Genomic DNA, 17,301 nt, shown 5'->3' with positions numbered 1-17,301 from the left:
GCGGCGCCGGCGACGTCAATGACGGAATTCCTCGGGGCCGCCACCGCCCCCGCCACCTCCGCCGCCGTGGTTACCGCCACCGTTTCCGCCGCCTTGAGGCCGCGCGTAACCGCCGCCGCCCCCGCCTCCCTGGCGCACCGGCGGCGGCATCGGCCGCGCCTCGCCACCCGGCGCGGGCTGCGGGCGCACCACGGCCGGCGGCGGGTTGGCGGGACGCGCGTTGCCCGCGCCTCCCGGCATCGGTGAAGGCGCCGGCGCTGCCGGTGGCGGTGTGCGAATCGCGCCGTTCCAGCCGCCGCGTGCGGCCGACGGCCGCGCGTCGTGCACGGGCGGCGGGCCGCCCGGCGCCCCCTGCATCGGCCCGCCCGGCTGCGGACGGCCTTGTCCCGGCGGCATGCCGCCGGGGCCGAGCCGCGGCTCCGGACGATGCGCCCAGCGATCGCGGTCGTGGTACCACGGCCGGTGCCGGTAATAGCGATCCCAGTACGCGGCGATCGCGAATCCCGTCACCGGGACCCCGATGATCGCGCCGTATTCGAGCAACGGTACGTAGCTGCCCTGGTACGGATATTCGAGCAACTGCGCATCGATCCAGCCGCGCACGCCCGGCAGCGCGACGTCGCACCACGAGTAATCGCTCAGGCAGCCGAATACGTCCAGCGCGGTATCGGGCGGGATCTGCGCGACCACCGGATAATCGGGCGCCGGCCCGGCAAACAGCTCGGCCGGCGAATTCGTGTAAGCGCTGCTCTGCGCGTCGGCCATGCCCGGCGCGGCCGCCAGGCCCACCAGGACGACACACAGGCTGCGGACAAACGTATTTCTCATGATGCTCTCCCGCGCGGTGCCGCCGCGCGCCGGCCGATGCCGATCAGTGCCGATGGCCGCCGCCCCAGTGGCCGCCACCCCAATGCCCGCCGCCCCACGGACGATGCCAGTAGCCGCCGCGCCCGCCCCAGTATCCGCCGCCGCCCCAGCGGCCCCAGAAGCCGATCGTGACGGGTGGCCCGTACCAGCCCGGGTAATACGCGGGGGCGTAGTATGGATACGGCGCCGGCACATAGGCCGGCGCGACATATACCGGCGCCGGCGCTTCGACGTAGTCCGGGGTGGCTGGTACCGTGGAAGGGGCCGGACCGGGCGTGGCCGGCGCAACCGGAATTTCACGCTGTGACACCGTCGCGGGCGCCGGTGCGTAATAAGGCGCATAACCGTACGGGCTCGTGTAGTAGCAGCCGCCGAGCGTCAGCGCGGCCAGCGCGATGACGGCAGGCCTCGCGGCGGGAATCGGGTTCATCTCGTGCTCCGGCAGAATCCGCGCGCCGCCGCCGGGCGCGCGCCTGACTCTAGCTTACGTCCCCTGCAGATTTCCGCGCGTATGATCGGTTACTTTTTGTTTCCTGGCCCGGATGGCGCGGGCACGCGGTGTGCTGCTCGTCCGCGGCGCCCACGTTGAAGTTGGCGCAAATGCCCTCAACTTGAACGATGTCAGGCTGACCGGCGCGGACGAGCGTTCGCGAACAACCGGCCACCGCAAACCGGCGAGCTTCGGCCCGCCCCGACAGGAACGCGGCTCGCGCCGCCATCGACATGACTACGCCACGCCCCACTTCCCGGGCGGACACACCGCTCGATCCGATCATCCAGTTGCTGGCGCTTGCCGGCGAACAGGGTTATCTGACACACGCCGACCTCGTCGACGCGCTGCCGCCCGAAAGCGACAGCCCCGATGCGCTCGACGTCGTGCGCGCCGCGCTTGCCGACATCGGCATCGCCGTGCTCGACGAGCCGGCCGCGCCCGCACCGTTCGCCGCCGCGGCGCCGGTCGACGTCGATCGCGACACGCTCGACGAAGGCCGGGCCATGCTCGGCGAACTCGCACGCGGCACGAGTGCGTCGACCGATCCGCTCGCGCTCTACATGCGGCGCATGCAGGCGGTGCCGCTGCTGACGCGCGAAGGCGAAATCGTGCTCGCCCGCGAAATCGAGACGGGGCGCCATCAGGTGCTGCACGCGATCGCGGGGTATCCGGCGGCGGTCGACGCGCTGCTTGCGCGTCACCGGGCAACGGGTGCGGCCGCCGCCACCGGCACGGTTGACGAAGAGGACGGCGACACGCCCGAACCCGCCCGCTACGACGTGCTGCAGGCAGCCGTCTCGACGTTGCGCGACGCGTTGCACGCGCACGGCTTCCGTTCCGACGCCTATCGCGACGCGCGCAACGCCATGGCCGCCCTGCTCGGTTCGCTGCCATGGGCGGCCCCGGCCATCGACGACGCCAGCCGCGCCGTGCACGCGCTCGCGACCGCGCCGCACGACGCCGCGACGGGCGAAGCCGCCCGCTTCGACGCGGTCGCGCGGCGGGCATTGGGGGCCGCGCTGCGCGACGGCCAGCAGAAAGTGCGCGACGCGACGCGCGCGATGCTCGAGGCAAACCTGCGGCTCGTGCTGTCGATCGCGCGCAAGCACATGAACCGCGGCGTCGACCTGTCCGATCTCGTGCAGGACGGTTGCCTCGGCCTGATGCGCGCGATCGAGAAGTTCGAATACCGGCGCGGGTTCAAGTTCTCGACCTATGCGACCTGGTGGATTCGTCAGGCGATCACGCGTGCCGTTGCCGATCGCTCGCGCACGATCCGCGTGCCGGTACACGTCGGCGACCAGTACCAGCGCGTGCAGCGGCATGCGCTGCGCTTTCGCCAGCGCACGGGCCGGCGGGCGACGCCTGCCGAGCTCGCGGCCGAAACCGGCCTGGCCGAGGACAAACTGCGCGCGGTGCTCGCCCTGCCGGCCGAACCGGTGTCGCTCGACACGCCGCTGCCCGACGCGGACACCGGGCTCGTGGAACTGATCGAGGATCAAACCTCGGCCAGCCCGTTCGAGCGACTGGCCGACACCCGCATGCGCGACTGCGTGCGGTCGCTGCTCCGGTCGGTCACGCCGGCCGAGGCCGACGTGCTGAGCCGGCGGTTCGGCCTCGGCGGCGCCGAGCCCGATACGTACGACGCGATCGCGCAGGACGCGGGCATGTCGCGCGAACGCGTGCGGCAGATCGAGAAACGGGCGCTCGCCGCGCTGCGCACGGCAGCCGAGGCCGAGAACGCGCAGTCGTTCCTCGACGCGTAAGCGTAAGCGCACCCGCGCCGCACGGTCGTGCCGCCAACCGGCACGACCGTGCGCTTCGCGCATGTGCTACGTTTGCCATTGACGTGCATCAAGTTTTCTTCGTCGCGTGCCGCGACAATGGTGGAAAAGGCCGACCGGCGCATCGTTCGCCGCGTCCATTCCGTTTGAGCTTCCCCAGGTCCCTCGCCATGCAGACGACCGCCAGCCAAACGTTCGAGGAAAACCGCCACATCGCGACCTGCCTGCGCGAGGCCGCGCAGCGGCTGGCCGACCAGGGCGCGAATCCTTACCGGGTCGCCGCCTACCGCGCGTCGGCCGAGACGGTCGAGGCGCTCGACCGCGATATCCGCACCGTGTTCGAATCCGGCGGCATCGACGCGCTCGGCGCGCTACCCGAAATCGGCACGGGCGTCGCGCAGGCGATCGCCGAGTTGCTGGTGACGGGCCGCTGGCGCCAGCTCGACCGGCTGTGCGGCGACGCCCAGCGCGCGTCCGCGTTCGAAGCCGTGCCGGGCATCGGCCATGCGCTCGCGCTGCGCATCCACGACCTGCTGCACATCGATACGCTCGAGGAACTCGAACGCGCGGCTCGCAACGGCCAGCTCGAAACGATCGCGGGGGTCGGCCCGCGGCGCGCGGCCGGCATCCGCACCGCGCTCGACGACGTGCTGAGCCGGCGCCGGCGCTGGCAGGGTCACATGCAACATGCCGGCCCCGGCACGGAGCCGCCCGTCGAACTGCTGCTCTACATCGACCGCCAGTACCGCCACAAGGCGGCCGCCGGCATGCTGCCGACGCTCGCGCACCGGCGCCTGAACGCGGATGGCTATGTGCCGCCGCCGGTGATGCACATGACCAAGGGCGGCTGGCATTTCACCGCGCTGAGCCTGCATGCCGCGATGCGCACGCCGGAGGCCGACCGCCCGACGGACTGGGTCTCGCTCTATTTCTACGACGCCGTGCAGCGCGAGCACCAGCGCACCGTCTTCACCGAAACGTACGGCTCGCTCGTCGGCAAGCGCATCGTGCGTGGGCGCGAGATGGAATGCCGCGTGTATTACGCGGGATGAGTCAGTCGTCCGAGGTTTCGTCGACATCGAACGCCACGTCGAGCACGGACGCGATCTCGCGACAGGCACGGATGAGCGCGCGTGACCGGCGTTCGGCATGTGCCACGCCGAGATCGAACCACGTCGAATGCGTGACGTATGCGCCGACCGCTCCCCGTTTCGGCACGTCGAACCGGAACGTCACCATGTAGTCGCCGTTCCAGCGAACCGGCATCACCATCGTGAGTCGCAGCCCCGTGATCGCACCGTGGCGAAACCGGAAGCTGTCGTCGCCGACGCGAAACCCCGACCACGCGCCGTCGTCCGACACGAACACGGTCAGCGTTTCGTCCGCCGGCGGCGACAGGCCGTCCGCCGGCGCCAGGTCGGCCGCCCGCACCATCGCCGCGCCCGAACCGTCGCGCCCCGCCTCGACTTCCACGAACGCTTCGATCGCCTGCTTCGCCTTGTCGTAGAAACGACGCGCGACGCCGCTGTGCGCGGCGCCGGCAATCAGAACCAGTTGCTTGAATCGCGCATGCTCGCCGTATCGAAGCTGCACGCCGGGCGCGTCGGCCGCCTCGTCTTCGGGCTCGGCCTCGCGGCCATCGGCGGGTTCGGCCGGCACGGTCGCCCCAGGCTGCCCGCCGGCCCCACGCCGCCGTTTCACCGCCGCGGCGCCCCACGTCAGCAGCATGGTCTGCGCCGCCAGCACCCCCGCCATCGTCGCGCACCCCGCGAGAAACCCGTAATGCGGCCCGACCTTCGATGCCGCATACGCGGCCGGAAGCACATAAAGCACAAGCAATGGCACGAGCAATATCGACACGCGGCAACCCCGTTGTTTTCCGTGTTCGTTTTCGACTTTCGCCGGACTGCGACTGCCACCCGCGCATCGCGCGCGCTCACGGCCTACGCACCGTCCGTCTTCGTGCGACGCGCCGGATGACGATGCGCGGCGATGCGCAGCAGCTTCCGGAACGACGGACATTCGAGGTGGCTCGGCGCCGGGCACACGGCCGCGTGCCGCAGCATGTCGCGCACGGCGCCGAGACGGCGGATCGTGCGGTCGAGTTCGTCGGCCTTGCCGTCGAGCTTCGCGCGATCGATCGCGGGCTGGCCGTCCGTGCCGACCATCGCGAGGATGTCGTCGAGCGAGAAACCGGCCTCGCGGCCGAGCGCGATCAGTGCCAGACGCTCCAGCACCGATTCGTCGTATTGCCGCCGCAGCCCGTGCCGGCCGACCGGAACGATCAACCCTTTTTCCTCGTAGTAGCGCAGCGTCGACGCGGGCAATCCCGAGCGCCGCGCCACCTCGGCAATGTCCAGACGGCTCATGCTTGACCTCAAGTGAACTTGAAGTTGCAAGATAGTGACTCGACTACGCGAACGCAAGCCTGAAACGCCATGAAACCGCCCCGTATTGCGCCGCGCCACGCAACGGCCATCGTACGGGGCGGGTCCCTGGGTCGCGGTGTTCGCGCTCGCGGTGCCGGTCCGTTGAACACCCGGCATGACACGAGCCGCGCCGGGTAGCGCTCGCTCAGCCGGCCGCCGGTGCGCCCGAACGGGCGCCCGCGTCACTCCCCGCCGCAATCGATCAGGTTGTGACGCACGCGTCCGAGCAGCCGCACCAGCGTATCGCGCTCGTCGGACGTGAAGCCGCGCAGCCCGTCGTCGGCGACGGTATCGCCCACTTCGAGCATCTGCGGAAAGATCTCCCGCGCCTTGTCGGTCAACCGGATCACGAACGCGCGGCGGTCGTCGTCGTTCGCGATGCGTTCGATCCAGCCGTAGCTTTCCATCCGGTCGAGCAGGCGCGTCAGCGAGATCGGCGTGATCTCGAGCCATTCGGCCAGCCGCGCCTGGTTCATCTCGCCCTTCCACGTCAGGTACGCGAGCACGCGGCTTTGTGCCCGCGTCAGCCCGATGCGCTTCGCGCGCCGGTCGAACAGGCGTCCGTTCAGGCGAGCCACGTCGGCGATCAGGTAACCGATCCGGTTCTCGTAAGTCTTGTCCATCCGCCGATTATAGGGTCAAGCCGCCGGCGGGCCGCGGCTCGCGCCCAGGCAATAAGTGGCTTTATAATAAGCATGCTTATAATTTGAACCATACCGGATCGCCGCCCACGGCGATCGCCCGACGGAGACACCCGCTTGAACCCCGCCGCCGACGCCCCCGCCTCGCCCGCCCTGAACCGGCCGATGCTGACCCTGTCGATCATGCTCGCCACGCTGATCCAGACCCTCGACAGCACGATCGCGAACGTCGCGCTGCCGCACATGCAGGGCACGCTGTCCGCGTCGCAGGACGAAATCACGTGGGTGCTGACCTCCTACATCGTCGCCGCGGCGATCGCGACGCCGCTCACCGGCTGGCTGTCCGACCGGTTGAGCGTCAAGCGGCTGCTGATCGTGTCGATCGCGGGTTTCACGGTGGCGTCGGCGCTGTGCGGGCTGTCCGAGACGCTCGTGCAGATCGTCGGTGCGCGGCTGCTGCAGGGCGTGTTCGGCGCCGCGCTGGTGCCGCTGTCGCAGTCGATCCTGCTCGACATCAACCCGCGCGAGAAACAAGGCCAGGCGATGGCGATCTGGGGGATGGGCGTGATGGTCGGCCCGATCCTCGGCCCGACGCTCGGCGGCTGGCTCACCGACAGCTACAACTGGCGCTGGGTGTTCTTCATCAACGTGCCGATCGGCGCGTTCGCGCTCGCCGGCGTGATGACCTTCCTGCCGGCACGCGCGCCGCGCCCGCACGTGAAATTCGATGCGTTCGGCTTCGCGACGCTGGCGCTCGCGATCGGCGCGTTCCAGGCCATGCTCGACCGCGGCGAACAGCTCGACTGGTTCGGTTCGTACGAGATCCGCATCGAGGCGCTCGTCGCGGCGCTCAGCTTCGCGTTCTTCCTCGTGCATACGGCGACCGTCGGCAAGGCATCGTTCTTCAAGTCGGAGCTGCTGCGCGACCCGAACTTCGCGACGGGTACGCTGTTCATCTTCGTCGTCGGCGCGGTGTTGTACGCGACGCGCGCCCTGCTGCCGCCGATGCTGCAGAACCTGATGGGCTACCCGGTCGCGACGACGGGCCTCGTCACCGCGCCGAGCGGCGCCGGCACGATGATCGCGATGCTGCTCGTCGGCAGGCTGCTGAAATACGTGGATGCACGGATGCTGCTGCTCGCGGGGCTCGCGATTTCCGCGCTCGCGCTGTGGCAGATGATGCAGTACACGGTCGTGCTGTCCGAATCGGACATCGTGTGGCCGGGCGTGGTCCAGGGCTTCGGGCTGGGGCTCGTGTTCGTGCCGCTGAGCGCGCTGTCGTTCTCGACGCTGCCGCCGGAGTTGCGCGCGGACGGCACGGCCACCTACAGCCTGATGCGCAACATCGGCAGCAGTATCGGCATCTCGATCGTGCAGACGCTGATGACGCGCAACACGCAGGTCGCGCATGCCGACCTCGCGACCCACATCACGCCGTTCGACCCGGCCGTGCAGGCGCTGGCCGGCAGCCGCCTCGACATCGCGCTGCTCGATCGCACGATCAACCAGCAGGCGGCGATGATCGCTTACCTGAACGACTTCAAGCTGATGTTCGTGGCGACGCTGCTGATGATCCCGCTGTTGCTGCTGATCCGCCCGCCGCAGAAAACGGCGAGCGTCGACGTCGCGCACGCGGCGATGGACTGACGGGCGCGCATGCGCCCGTCCGACGCCGCGTCAGACCTTCATCGTGCCGGTCCGCACGTAGCGCTCGTGCCACGACAGCGCCTCGGCGAGCAGGTGCGGCGTGTGCTTGCCGAAGCTCTCGCGCGACGCGCGCTCGAAGTAGTCCTCGAGCATCGGCCGGTAGTCGGGATGCGCGCAGGTCGCGATGATCTTGCGCGCGCGCTGCTTCGGCGACAGGCCGCGCAGGTCGGCCAGGCCCTGCTCGGTGACGACCACCGCGACGTCGTGCTCGGTATGGTCGACGTGGCTCGCCATCGGCACGATCCGCGAGATCGCGCCGCCCTTCGCGGTGCTCGCCGACATGAAGCACGACAGATAGCCGTTGCGCGCGAAGTCGCCCGAGCCGCCGATACCGTTCTGGATCTTCGTGCCCATCACGTGCGTCGAGTTCACGTTGCCGTAGATGTCGGCCTCGATCATCCCGTTCATCGCGATGCAGCCGAGGCGGCGCACGAGCTCCGGATGGTTGCTGATCTCCTGCGGGCGCAGCACGATCTTTTCGCGGAACGTCGCGATTTCGTCGGCGAAGCGCTGCACGGCGGCCGGGCTCAGCGACAACGCGGTGGCCGACGCGAAGCTCAGCGTGCCGTCGTCGAGCAGGTCGAGCATGCCGTCCTGGATCACTTCGGTATAGGCCGTCAGGTTCGAGAAGCCGGCCGAGCTGAGCTCCGCGAGCACCGCGTTCGTGATGTTGCCGACGCCCGACTGCAGCGGCAGCAGGTTTTCCGGCAGGCGGCCGCGCTTCACTTCGTGGCGCAGGAAGTCGATCAGCTGCAGCGCGATCTGCTTCGACGTCGCGTCCGGCGCGGAGAACGCATTGCTGCGATCGGGCGCGTCGGTCTCGACGATCGCGACGATCTTGTCGGCCGGGCAGCGCAGGTACGGCTCGCCGATGCGGTCGTCGCTCTTCGTCAGCGGAATCGGCTTGCGATGCGGCGGCAGCGCGGTGCCGTAATAGATGTCGTGCATCCCGTCGAGGCCGAGCGGCTGGCGCGCATTCACCTCGAGGATCACGTGCTTGGCGCGTTCGAGCCAGGTCTTGTTGTTGCCGATCGACGCGGACGGGATCAGCAGCCCGTCCTCGCGGATGCCCGCGACCTCGACGATCGCGACGTCGAGATCGCCGTACAGCCCGAACCACGCGTACTGCGCGACGTGGCTCAGGTGGACGTCCTGGTAATCGACTTCGCCGCCGTTGATCTTGTCGCGCAGCGTCGGGTCGGACTGGTAAGGCAGCCGCATCGAGATGCCGTCGGTGCGGGCGAGCGCGCCGTCGAGTTCGGGCGCGGTCGACGCGCCGGTCAGCACGTTGATCCGGAAGTCCTCGCCGCGCGCGTGCGCCGCGTCGATATGGGCGGCAAGCGCGGCCGGGACGGCCTTCGGATAGCCCGAACCGGTGAAGCCGCTCATAGCGACGGTCATGCCGGGACGGATCAGCGCGGCGGCTTCGTCGGCGGTGCGGACGAGCGAACGCAGGGCGGGAGCGAGGATGCGTGATGAAGACATGGCAGGTTTCTGACGCTGGGGTCTGTCGTTGACGTCGCGGGGGGTGTCTCCTGAGCGACATGAAGCCCTTGGGGCCGCGCGGGGCGGCCGGCACCACAGGCATGGCCGGAGTATCGCAGAGGCCGTCGCCGCGAAATGTCCGCTGGATGCAAAAGATCCTTGCCGAATATGCCGGGTATCGAACGACCGTTCTGTGACAGTCGATCCGCGCCGCCCGATGCACCCGAAAGGTGCGCGAAAGCATCGGAGCGAATGGCCGGACGACGATCGCCAACCGTCGCGCATCAATCGGCGGATTTCCATTGCAATTCGCCGCCCGATATCGGCAATGGCCGATGAAGTCGCGGCGCGGCCGATTGTCGCCCGATGATGCTTTGCCGGACCTGACGCACGTCAACGTCGCATGCGCTGCGCACGGCTCGCCGCCGCGCGCGAAAATCTCCGCCGCATCGGCCCGCGAGGCCCGCCCGTCCTTGACAGCGGCGTGACGCGAACCACACTGGAAGACGGGCCCGGCGACGCCGCCTGCCGTCCCGATCGGCCGCCCTGTCGCGCATCCGGCTTCGGCCGGCCGATACGTGCAAGACGCGGTAACACTCCCGCATGTCAGGACATTGATCGAATAAAAAGCAACAAATTACAATTCCGTATATATTTCGCCGATGGACCAAAGAAAAACCGCCACACGCGCCGAGCCCCCCTGCCACGCACCTGGGATGCGCGGCTCGCGCGCTCGCTTGTCCGACCGCTCGTCGATACGCCGGTCACCCCGAATCACCTGACTACCCTTCGTCTGCTGATCGGCCTCGCCGGTGCCTGGTGCCTTGCGCACGGCGGCTTCGGCTGGAGCAATGCCGGCGCGTTCCTGATCGTGCTGTCGAACTTCGTCGACCACACCGACGGCGAACTCGCGCGCATCAGCGGCAAGTCCAGCAAGATCGGTCATTTTTACGATCTCGCGGCCGATGCGCTCGTCACGGTCGCGCTGTTCGTCAGCATGGGGCTCGGCATCGTCGCCCAGGGCGGCCAGATGGCCGCGTCGCCGGTGCTGCTGGGCGCGGTGGCCGGTGCGGCCGTCGCGCTGATCTTCTTCCTGCGCATGCGGATCGAATCGATCGCCGGCAAGGCCGGCACCAAGCAGGCGTTCGCAGGCGGCTTCGAAACCGAAGACGTGCTGTACCTGCTGCCGATCGTGACGCTCGTCGACGGCGTCGAGCCGTTCCTGCTCGCGGCATCGATCGGTGCCCCGCTGTTCGCCGCATGGGTCGTGATCGACTGGTGGCGCATCGTCCGCCGTGGCAACGCTCCGCGGAATTCAACCGAAATCCAGGCTTCCAAATGACTCCTAGCACGCGCGACGACTCCGTGCTGAGCCCGGCACGCCCCGCGCCCGTGCGCGCGGCCGCAGCCGACCCCGATCGCACCGTGGCCGACCGCGTCGGCCGGCTCGACCTCGACCGCCTGCGCGGCGACTACACGCGCCAGGGCTCGTTCCTGTACCTCGACACGTTCCTGCCCGCCGACGCGCACGCGAAACTCGCGAGCGCCGCCCGCGCGATGCAGGCCGGCCTGAACCGCAATTACCTGCCCGGCCACAAGCAGGGCGGCAGCGTGAGCCGTCATACGATCGACGAGCAGGCGCCGTACATCGCCGAGCTCTATCGCTCGAAGGCGCTGATCGGCTTCCTCGAGAAAGTCACGGGCGACAAGCTGATGCTGTCGCCGGACGACGATCCGCACGCGTACGCGCTGTATTACTACACAAAGCCCGGCGACCACATCGGCTGGCATTACGACACGTCGTACTACGATGGCCGTCGCTACACGCTGCTGATCGGCGTGATCGACGAATCGTCGTGCCGGCTCGACTACGAGCTGCACACGCGCAACCCGGACGTCGCCGACGAACCGGGCTCGGTGCAGATCGCCGACGGCGGCATCGTGCTGTTCGACGGCGACAAGCTGCGTCACCGCATCACGCCGCTCGGCCAGAACGAGATGCGCGTGTCGCTCACGTTCGAATACGTGACGAACCCCGGCATGCGGCCGTGGAAGCGCTTCATCTCGAACATGAAGGACGCGATCGCGTATTTCGGTTTCCGCCAGGTGTTCAAGCAACTGGCGACGCGACGCACGACCGGGTCATGACGCGCGCGGGCCTCATCCTGCTGTCCCTCGGGACCGCACTCTTCATCGCACTCCTTGCCTGGCAGGGCATCGGCGCGGTCGCGTCCACGTTCCTCGCGGCCGGCTGGGGTCTCGCGCTCGTCGCGGCGTTCCATGTCGTGCCGCTCGTGATCGATGCGACGGCGATCTCCGCCATGTTCCGCCGCGGGCAGCCCGGTGCCGATCTCGGCAACGCGCTGCGCGCGCGCTGGGTCGGCGAATCGGTCAACAGCCTGCTGCCCGCCGGGCAGATCGGCGGCCCCGTGCTGATGGTGCGCCACCTCGCGCAGCGCGGCACGCGAATGGCCGACGCGGCGGCGGCCGTGACCGTCAGCACGACGATGCAGGCGCTTGCCCAAATGGCCTTCGCGTTGATCGGCGTCGCCGCATTCAGCCTGTATGCGACGCACGAGTCGGTCGCGCACCTGCGCACGCCCGCGCTGATCGCGACCGGCGTGCTCGGCGCGCTTGCGTTGCTGTTCTACGCGGCGCAGCGGCGCGGGCTGTTCGGCCGCGGCCTGCGCCTCGCGTCGAAGCTGCTCGGCCCGCGCGACTGGTCGTCGCTGGCCACGCGCGCCGATGCGATCGACGACGCGGTCGGCGCGCTGTACCGCGATCGCGCGAAGGTCGCGAAGACGTTCGCGCTGAGCCTCGTCGGCTGGATCGTCGGCACCGCGGAAGTGTGGCTCGCCCTGCACTTCCTCGGGCACCCGGTGAGCTGGCTCGACGCGCTGCTGCTGGAAAGCGTCGGCCAGGCGATCCGCGGCGCGGCCTTCGCGATCCCCGGCTCGCTCGGTGCGCAGGAAGGCGGCTACCTGCTGCTCGCCCCGCTGGTCGGACTGCCGCCCGACGCGGCGCTCGCGCTGTCGCTCGCGAAGCGCGCGCGTGAACTCGCGCTCGGCCTGCCCGGGCTGCTCTATCTGCATTTCAGTGAAAGAAACTGGCAGCGGCGCCGTGCGCCGCAGCCGCTCGCCGACTGATCGTTCAGATCGCCGGCTTTTTGGTTGGAGAACCCATGCGAGCCATCATTCTTGCGGCAGGCCTCGGCTTGCGCCTGCAACAACCGCCCGAAGCGCAGTTCCCGAAGTGCCTGCTGCGCTTCGACGACGTGTCGCTGCTCGAGCGCCATCTGCGCGTACTCGACGCCGCGGGCGTCGACGAGATCGTGCTCGGGCTCGGCTTTCAGCACGAGAAGGTCGAGCAGGAACTGAAGCGCCTCGGCCGCCAGGCCGAGATCGTGATCAACGACCGCTACGACCTCGGCAGCGTGCTGACCGTGCATACCGTCGCCGATGCGATGACGCGCGGCGGCGACGTGCTGCTGATGGACGCGGACGTGCTGTACGACGAGAACATCCTGCATGCGCTGGTGGCCGATGCCGACCAGGCGGTCGACCGCCTGCTGATCGACCGCGACTTCGAGGCCGGCGACGAGCCCGTCAAGCTGTGCCTGAAGAACGGCGTGCCGGTCGAACTGCGCAAGCAGCTCGCGGTCGACCTCGACTACGACACGATCGGCGAATCGGTCGGCTTCTTCCGCTTCACCGAAGGCACCGCCCGCCGCCTCGCGACGATCGTCGCGGGCTACGTCGACAGCGGCCGCGCGAACCTGCCGCACGAGGAAGCCGTGCGCGACCTGCTGCTCGAAGGCGGCCATTCGTTCGACGTGGCCGACGTCACCGGCTCGCCGTGGATCGAGATCGACTTCCCGAACGACGTCGCCCGCGCGACCCAAGACATCCTCCCCCTGATTCAACGCACGACCGCAGGAGCCGCACGATGAACGCACGCGAACCCAACTTCACCGAATCGCGCAGCGCGCGCCTGCGCCGCATGCTCGTCAGCAGCGACCTCGAATTCCTGATGGAAGCGCACAACGGCCTGTCCGCGCGCATCGTCCGCGAAGCCGGCTTCAAGGGGATCTGGGCGTCGGGCCTCGCGATCTCCGCGCAGTTCGGCGTGCGCGACAACAACGAAGCGAGCTGGACGCAGGTCGTCGACGTGCTCGAATTCATGGCCGACGCGAGCGACCTGCCGATCCTGCTCGACGGCGACACCGGCTACGGCAACTTCAACAACGTGCGCCGCCTCGTGAAGAAGCTCGAACAGCGCGGCATCGCGGGCGTGTGCATCGAGGACAAGCAGTTCCCGAAGACGAACAGCTTCATCGGCGGCGAGCGCCAGCCGCTCGCGGAAATCGACGAGTTCTGCGGCAAGATCAAGGCCGGCAAGGATTCGCAGACCGATCCCGACTTCTCGATCGTCGCGCGCGTCGAGGCGCTGATCGCCGGCTGGGGCATGGACGAGGCGCTGCGCCGCGCGAACGCGTATGCGGAGGCCGGCGCCGACGCGATCCTGATCCACAGCAAGCTGTCGCGCCCGGACGAGATCCTGCAGTTCGCGCGCGAATGGAGCGGCAAGGCGCCGCTCGTGATCGTGCCGACCAAGTACTACAGCACGCCGACCGACGTGTTCCGCCAAGCCGGCATCAGCACCGTGATCTGGGCGAATCATCTGATCCGCGCGTCGGCATCCGCGATGCAGGCGACCGCGCGCGAGATCCACGAAAGCGAAACGCTGATCAACGTCGAGGACCGCGTGGCATCGGTCAACGAGATCTTCCGCCTGCAGGACGCCGACGAGTACTCGGCGGCCGAGCGTATCTACCTGTCGTCGTCGTCGCGCGCGTCGAATGCCGCGATCGTGCTCGCCGCGAGCCGCGGCAAGGGCCTCGAAGCCGTGACCGAAGACAAGCCGAAGGTCATGCTGCCGGTCGCCGGCAAGCCGCTGCTGCGCTGGCTCGTCGACGGCTTCAAGACGCACGGCGTGAACGACATCACCGTGGTTGGCGGCTATCGCGCCGATGCGATCGATACGTCGGGCATCAAGCTCGTCGTCAACGAGCGCCACGCGCAGACCGGCGAGCTCGCGTCGCTCGCCTGCGCGGCCGAACGCCTGACGGGCGACACCGTGATCTCGTACGGCGACCTGCTGTTCCGCAGCTACATCGTGCGCGACCTCGCGGAGAGCGAGGCCGAGTTCAGCGTGGTGGTCGATTCGTCGCTCACCGAGACCAATCAGAGCGTGCGCGACTTCGCCCTCTGCTCGGCCGCCGACGATCGCGGCCTGTTCGGCCAGAAGACCTACCTGCAGCGCGTGTCGAGCGACGTTGCCGCGGGCACGCCGCACGGCCGCTGGATCGGCCTGCTGAACGTGCGCGGCGCCGGTGTCGAGCGCCTGAAGGCGATGCTCGCGACGCTGCAGGCGCGCCCTGATTTCGACACGCTCGACATTCCGTCGCTGCTCAACGAACTGATCGCCGCCGGCGAGAAGATCGAGGTGCAGTACGTGCACGGCCACTGGCGCGGGGTCAACGACCTCGAGGACTTCCGCCGCGCGGGCGACTTCGCGCACGGCCAGACGCCGCTGTCCGAACCGGGCGCCGGCAACGGGGGCGCGCAATGATCGAAGCGGCCCAGTTCGTCGAGGCCGCGCGCGAACGCGGCTTCGACTGGTACGCGGGCGTGCCCTGCTCGTACCTGACGCCGTTCATCAACTACGTGCTGCAGGACCCGACGCTGAACTACGTGTCGGCCGCGAACGAAGGCGACGCGGTCGCGCTGATCGCGGGCGCGACGCTCGGCGGCAAGCGCGGGATCGCGATGATGCAGAACTCGGGACTCGGCAACGCGGTGAGCCCGCTCACGTCGCTGACCTGGACGTTCCGCCTGCCGCAGCTGCTGATCGTCACGTGGCGCGGCCAGCCGGGCGTCGCCGACGAGCCGCAGCATGCGCTGATGGGCCCGATCACGCCCGCGATGCTCGACACGATGGAGATTCCGTGGGAGACGTTCCCGACCGACCCCGAACAGGTCGGCCCGGCACTCGACCGCGCGATCGCGCACATGGACGCGACGGGCCGCCCGTACGCGCTCGTGATGCAGAAAGGCAGCGTCGCGCCGTATGAACTGAAGGCGAACCCGGCCGCCAAGCCGCGCGCGCATGTCGCCGCGCAATCGTCGTCGCGCGCCGTGTCGGCCGATGCATGGCCGACCCGCCACGACGCGCTGCGGCGCGTGATCGCGCACACGCCGGTCGATTCGACCGTCGTGCTCGCGTCGACCGGCTTCTGCGGCCGCGAACTCTACGCGCTCGACGATCGCCCGAACCAGCTGTACATGGTCGGCTCGATGGGTTGCGTGACGCCGCTCGCGCTCGGCCTCGCGCTCGCGCGCCCCGACCTGCGCGTGGTCGCCGTCGACGGCGACGGCGCCGCGCTGATGCGCATGGGCGTGTTCGCGACGCTCGGCACCTACGGCCCGGCCAACCTCACGCACGTGCTGCTCGACAACGGCGCGCACGAATCGACGGGCGGCCAGGCAACCGTGTCGCAGCATGTGTCGTTCGCGGGCGTCGCGGCCGCATGCGGCTATGCGTCGGCGCTCGAAGGCGACACGCTCGACGTGCTCGATGCGACGCTGGCCGCATCGGGCGACGGCGCGCGGTTCGTGCGCGTCGCGATCCGCACGGGCGTGCCCGACGGCCTGCCCCGCCCGACCGTCACGCCGGTCGAGGTCAAGACCCGTCTGATGCGGCACATCGGCGCCACGCAGACCGAAGCACACGTTGAAGGAGCCCATTGATGCTGCTGCTGAACCCCGGCCCGGTCACGCTCACCGAGCGCGTGCGCCGCAGCCTGCTGCAACCCGATCTGTGCCACCGCGAAAGCGAATTCTTCGATCTGCAGGATGAGGCGCGTGCGCGCCTCGTCGCCGCGTACGAACTCGACCCGGCCGAATGGACGGCCGTGCTGATGACGGGCTCGGGCACGGCGGCCGTCGAAAGCATGATCGCGGCGCTCGTGCCGCAGGACGGCAAGCTGCTCGTGATCGAGAACGGCGTGTACGGCGAGCGGATCACGCAGATCGCGACGCAGTACGGCATCGCGCACGACGTGCTGAAGCATGAATGGATGCAGGCCCCGGATCCCGCGCAGATTGCCGCGCGCCTCGACGCGGGCGGCTACACGCACGTCGCGGTGATCCATCACGAAACGACGACGGGCCGCCTGAACGACCTCGGCGCGATCGCGGAAGTCTGCCGCGCGCGCGGCGTGAAGATGCTCGTCGACGGCGTCAGCAGCTTCGGCGCGGAAGCGATCGACTTCGCCGGTGGCGACATCGATGCGGTTGCCGCGACCGCGAACAAGTGCCTGCACGGGGTGCCTGGCGCGGCGTTCGTGATCGTGCGACGCCGCGCGCTCGCGAAGGCTGCAAGCCGTACTTACTATCTCGATCTCGGCCGTCTCGCGAAGCTGCAGGATCAGCGGAACACGCCGTTTACGCCGTCCGTGCATGCGTACTATGCGCTCGTCGAGGCGCTGCGCGAATTTGATGAAGCCGGCGGCTGGCGTGCGCGCCATGCGCATTACAAGGCGCTCGCCGATCAGGCGCAGGCCGGGCTCGCTGCGCGCGGGATGCCGCTGGTGCTGCCGGAAGGCGCGTCGTCGGTCGTGCTGCGCGCGTATCGGCTGCCGCAAGGCGTCACGTACGAAGCGCTGCACGACGGGCTGAAGGCGCGCGGCTTCGTGATTTACGCGGGGCAAGGCGGGCTGTCGAAGGAACTGTTCCGGATCTCGACGATGGGCGCGATTCAGGCGGCTGACGTCGAGCGGTTGCTGGAAGGGTTTACGGCGCTGACGCGTTAAACGGCCGCCCTTTCTCGTCGAT

At 69.1% G+C, this 17,301-nt stretch carries 15 protein-coding genes and 1 pseudogene; 10 read left to right on the top strand and 6 right to left on the bottom strand.

Going from position 1 to position 17,301, the window contains the following annotated elements; all coding sequences use genetic code 11:
- Nucleotides 1-15: 15 nt before the first annotated feature.
- Nucleotides 16-828, bottom strand: a complete 813-nt coding sequence (locus VXM69_RS07225; protein WP_034191616.1) for a peptide-binding protein — start codon at nucleotides 826-828, stop codon at nucleotides 16-18.
- Between the two features lie 43 nt (nucleotides 829-871).
- Nucleotides 872-1,297: a hypothetical protein gene (locus VXM69_RS07220; RefSeq protein WP_034191617.1), complete on the bottom strand. Its 426-nt coding sequence runs from the start codon at nucleotides 1,295-1,297 to the stop codon at nucleotides 872-874.
- 293 nt (nucleotides 1,298-1,590) lie between these two features.
- Here VXM69_RS07220 and VXM69_RS07215 point away from each other — a divergent pair, with 293 nt between their 5' ends.
- Entirely contained in the window at nucleotides 1,591-3,126 is a 1,536-nt protein-coding gene (locus VXM69_RS07215) for a sigma-70 family RNA polymerase sigma factor (RefSeq protein WP_367188337.1), read from the top strand.
- 188 nt (nucleotides 3,127-3,314) lie between these two features.
- A complete protein-coding gene (locus tag VXM69_RS07210; protein ID WP_069705274.1) occupies nucleotides 3,315-4,196 on the top strand; it encodes a helix-hairpin-helix domain-containing protein in 882 nt (293 codons plus the stop codon).
- Nucleotide 4,197: 1 nt separating this feature from the next.
- Here VXM69_RS07210 and VXM69_RS07205 read toward each other — a convergent pair whose 3' ends face one another.
- From VXM69_RS07205 to VXM69_RS07195, 3 genes are all read right to left on the bottom strand, one after another.
- Entirely contained in the window at nucleotides 4,198-4,989 is a 792-nt protein-coding gene (locus VXM69_RS07205; RefSeq protein ID WP_156444721.1) for a hypothetical protein, read from the bottom strand.
- A 98-nt stretch (nucleotides 4,990-5,087) separates the two neighbouring features.
- The gene (locus VXM69_RS07200; RefSeq protein WP_049029977.1) at nucleotides 5,088-5,513 is read right to left on the bottom strand and encodes a helix-turn-helix domain-containing protein; all 426 of its coding nucleotides are present in this window, start codon (nucleotides 5,511-5,513) and stop codon (nucleotides 5,088-5,090) included.
- A gap of 242 nt (nucleotides 5,514-5,755) precedes the next feature.
- Nucleotides 5,756-6,196 (bottom strand): MarR family winged helix-turn-helix transcriptional regulator, encoded by a 441-nt coding sequence (locus VXM69_RS07195; protein WP_034191621.1) that lies wholly within the window; start codon nucleotides 6,194-6,196, stop codon nucleotides 5,756-5,758.
- A gap of 135 nt (nucleotides 6,197-6,331) precedes the next feature.
- Between VXM69_RS07195 and VXM69_RS07190 the strand changes: the two genes are divergently transcribed.
- Complete coding sequence (locus VXM69_RS07190; protein WP_034191622.1) at nucleotides 6,332-7,861, top strand: DHA2 family efflux MFS transporter permease subunit; 1,530 nt, start codon at nucleotides 6,332-6,334, stop codon at nucleotides 7,859-7,861.
- Between the two features lie 30 nt (nucleotides 7,862-7,891).
- Here the strand turns inward: VXM69_RS07190 and VXM69_RS07185 are convergent, their stop codons facing one another.
- Nucleotides 7,892-9,406: an acetyl-CoA hydrolase/transferase family protein gene (locus VXM69_RS07185; protein ID WP_059556415.1), complete on the bottom strand. Its 1,515-nt coding sequence runs from the start codon at nucleotides 9,404-9,406 to the stop codon at nucleotides 7,892-7,894.
- Between the two features lie 662 nt (nucleotides 9,407-10,068).
- Here VXM69_RS07185 and VXM69_RS07180 point away from each other — a divergent pair.
- The 7 genes and pseudogenes from VXM69_RS07180 (at nucleotide 10,069) to VXM69_RS07150 (ending at nucleotide 17,279) form a co-directional block, all read left to right on the top strand.
- Nucleotides 10,069-10,748: pseudogene (locus VXM69_RS07180) on the top strand (CDP-alcohol phosphatidyltransferase family protein).
- Nucleotides 10,745-11,554, top strand: coding sequence for a 2OG-Fe(II) oxygenase (locus VXM69_RS07175; protein WP_034191625.1), 810 nt, complete (start codon nucleotides 10,745-10,747; stop codon nucleotides 11,552-11,554). The pseudogene VXM69_RS07180 and the gene VXM69_RS07175 overlap by 4 nt, the downstream one beginning before the upstream one ends.
- Nucleotides 11,551-12,552, top strand: coding sequence for an HpnL family protein (locus VXM69_RS07170; RefSeq protein ID WP_034191626.1), 1,002 nt, complete (start codon nucleotides 11,551-11,553; stop codon nucleotides 12,550-12,552). The genes VXM69_RS07175 and VXM69_RS07170 overlap by 4 nt, the downstream gene beginning before the upstream one ends.
- A 35-nt stretch (nucleotides 12,553-12,587) precedes the next feature.
- Entirely contained in the window at nucleotides 12,588-13,355 is a 768-nt protein-coding gene (locus VXM69_RS07165; RefSeq protein ID WP_034191627.1) for a phosphocholine cytidylyltransferase family protein, read from the top strand.
- The gene (gene aepX / locus VXM69_RS07160; RefSeq protein ID WP_034191628.1) at nucleotides 13,352-15,037 is read left to right on the top strand and encodes a phosphoenolpyruvate mutase; all 1,686 of its coding nucleotides are present in this window, start codon (nucleotides 13,352-13,354) and stop codon (nucleotides 15,035-15,037) included. Before VXM69_RS07165 ends, aepX begins: the two co-directional genes overlap by 4 nt.
- The gene (gene aepY / locus VXM69_RS07155) at nucleotides 15,034-16,215 is read left to right on the top strand and encodes a phosphonopyruvate decarboxylase (protein ID WP_367188336.1); all 1,182 of its coding nucleotides are present in this window, start codon (nucleotides 15,034-15,036) and stop codon (nucleotides 16,213-16,215) included. Before aepX ends, aepY begins: the two co-directional genes overlap by 4 nt.
- Complete coding sequence (locus tag VXM69_RS07150; protein ID WP_059556412.1) at nucleotides 16,215-17,279, top strand: 2-aminoethylphosphonate aminotransferase; 1,065 nt, start codon at nucleotides 16,215-16,217, stop codon at nucleotides 17,277-17,279. Before aepY ends, VXM69_RS07150 begins: the two co-directional genes overlap by 1 nt.
- The last annotated feature ends 22 nt before the right edge of the window (nucleotides 17,280-17,301 follow it).

This window comes from Burkholderia sp. Ed8 (assembly GCF_040761425.1).
Classification (GTDB): Bacteria; Pseudomonadota; Gammaproteobacteria; order Burkholderiales; family Burkholderiaceae; genus Burkholderia; species Burkholderia seminalis.
This window is presented reverse-complemented; position numbering and strand designations above follow the sequence as displayed.

Bases quoted from the DNA above. Each gene is read 5' to 3' on its own strand.
- VXM69_RS07225 (WP_034191616.1), bottom strand. From the start codon at position 828: ATGAGAAATACGTTTGTCCGCAGCCTGTGTGTCGTCCTGGTGGGCCTG.
- aepY (WP_367188336.1), top strand. From the start codon at position 15,034: ATGATCGAAGCGGCCCAGTTCGTCGAGGCCGCGCGCGAACGCGGCTTC.
- VXM69_RS07195 (WP_034191621.1), bottom strand. From the start codon at position 6,196: ATGGACAAGACTTACGAGAACCGGATCGGTTACCTGATCGCCGACGTG.
- VXM69_RS07215 (WP_367188337.1), top strand. From the start codon at position 1,591: ATGACTACGCCACGCCCCACTTCCCGGGCGGACACACCGCTCGATCCG.
- VXM69_RS07210 (WP_069705274.1), top strand. From the start codon at position 3,315: ATGCAGACGACCGCCAGCCAAACGTTCGAGGAAAACCGCCACATCGCG.
- VXM69_RS07220 (WP_034191617.1), bottom strand. From the start codon at position 1,297: ATGAACCCGATTCCCGCCGCGAGGCCTGCCGTCATCGCGCTGGCCGCG.
- VXM69_RS07175 (WP_034191625.1), top strand. From the start codon at position 10,745: ATGACTCCTAGCACGCGCGACGACTCCGTGCTGAGCCCGGCACGCCCC.
- VXM69_RS07165 (WP_034191627.1), top strand. From the start codon at position 12,588: ATGCGAGCCATCATTCTTGCGGCAGGCCTCGGCTTGCGCCTGCAACAA.
- VXM69_RS07200 (WP_049029977.1), bottom strand. From the start codon at position 5,513: ATGAGCCGTCTGGACATTGCCGAGGTGGCGCGGCGCTCGGGATTGCCC.
- VXM69_RS07170 (WP_034191626.1), top strand. From the start codon at position 11,551: ATGACGCGCGCGGGCCTCATCCTGCTGTCCCTCGGGACCGCACTCTTC.
- VXM69_RS07150 (WP_059556412.1), top strand. From the start codon at position 16,215: ATGCTGCTGCTGAACCCCGGCCCGGTCACGCTCACCGAGCGCGTGCGC.
- aepX (WP_034191628.1), top strand. From the start codon at position 13,352: ATGAACGCACGCGAACCCAACTTCACCGAATCGCGCAGCGCGCGCCTG.
- VXM69_RS07185 (WP_059556415.1), bottom strand. From the start codon at position 9,406: ATGTCTTCATCACGCATCCTCGCTCCCGCCCTGCGTTCGCTCGTCCGC.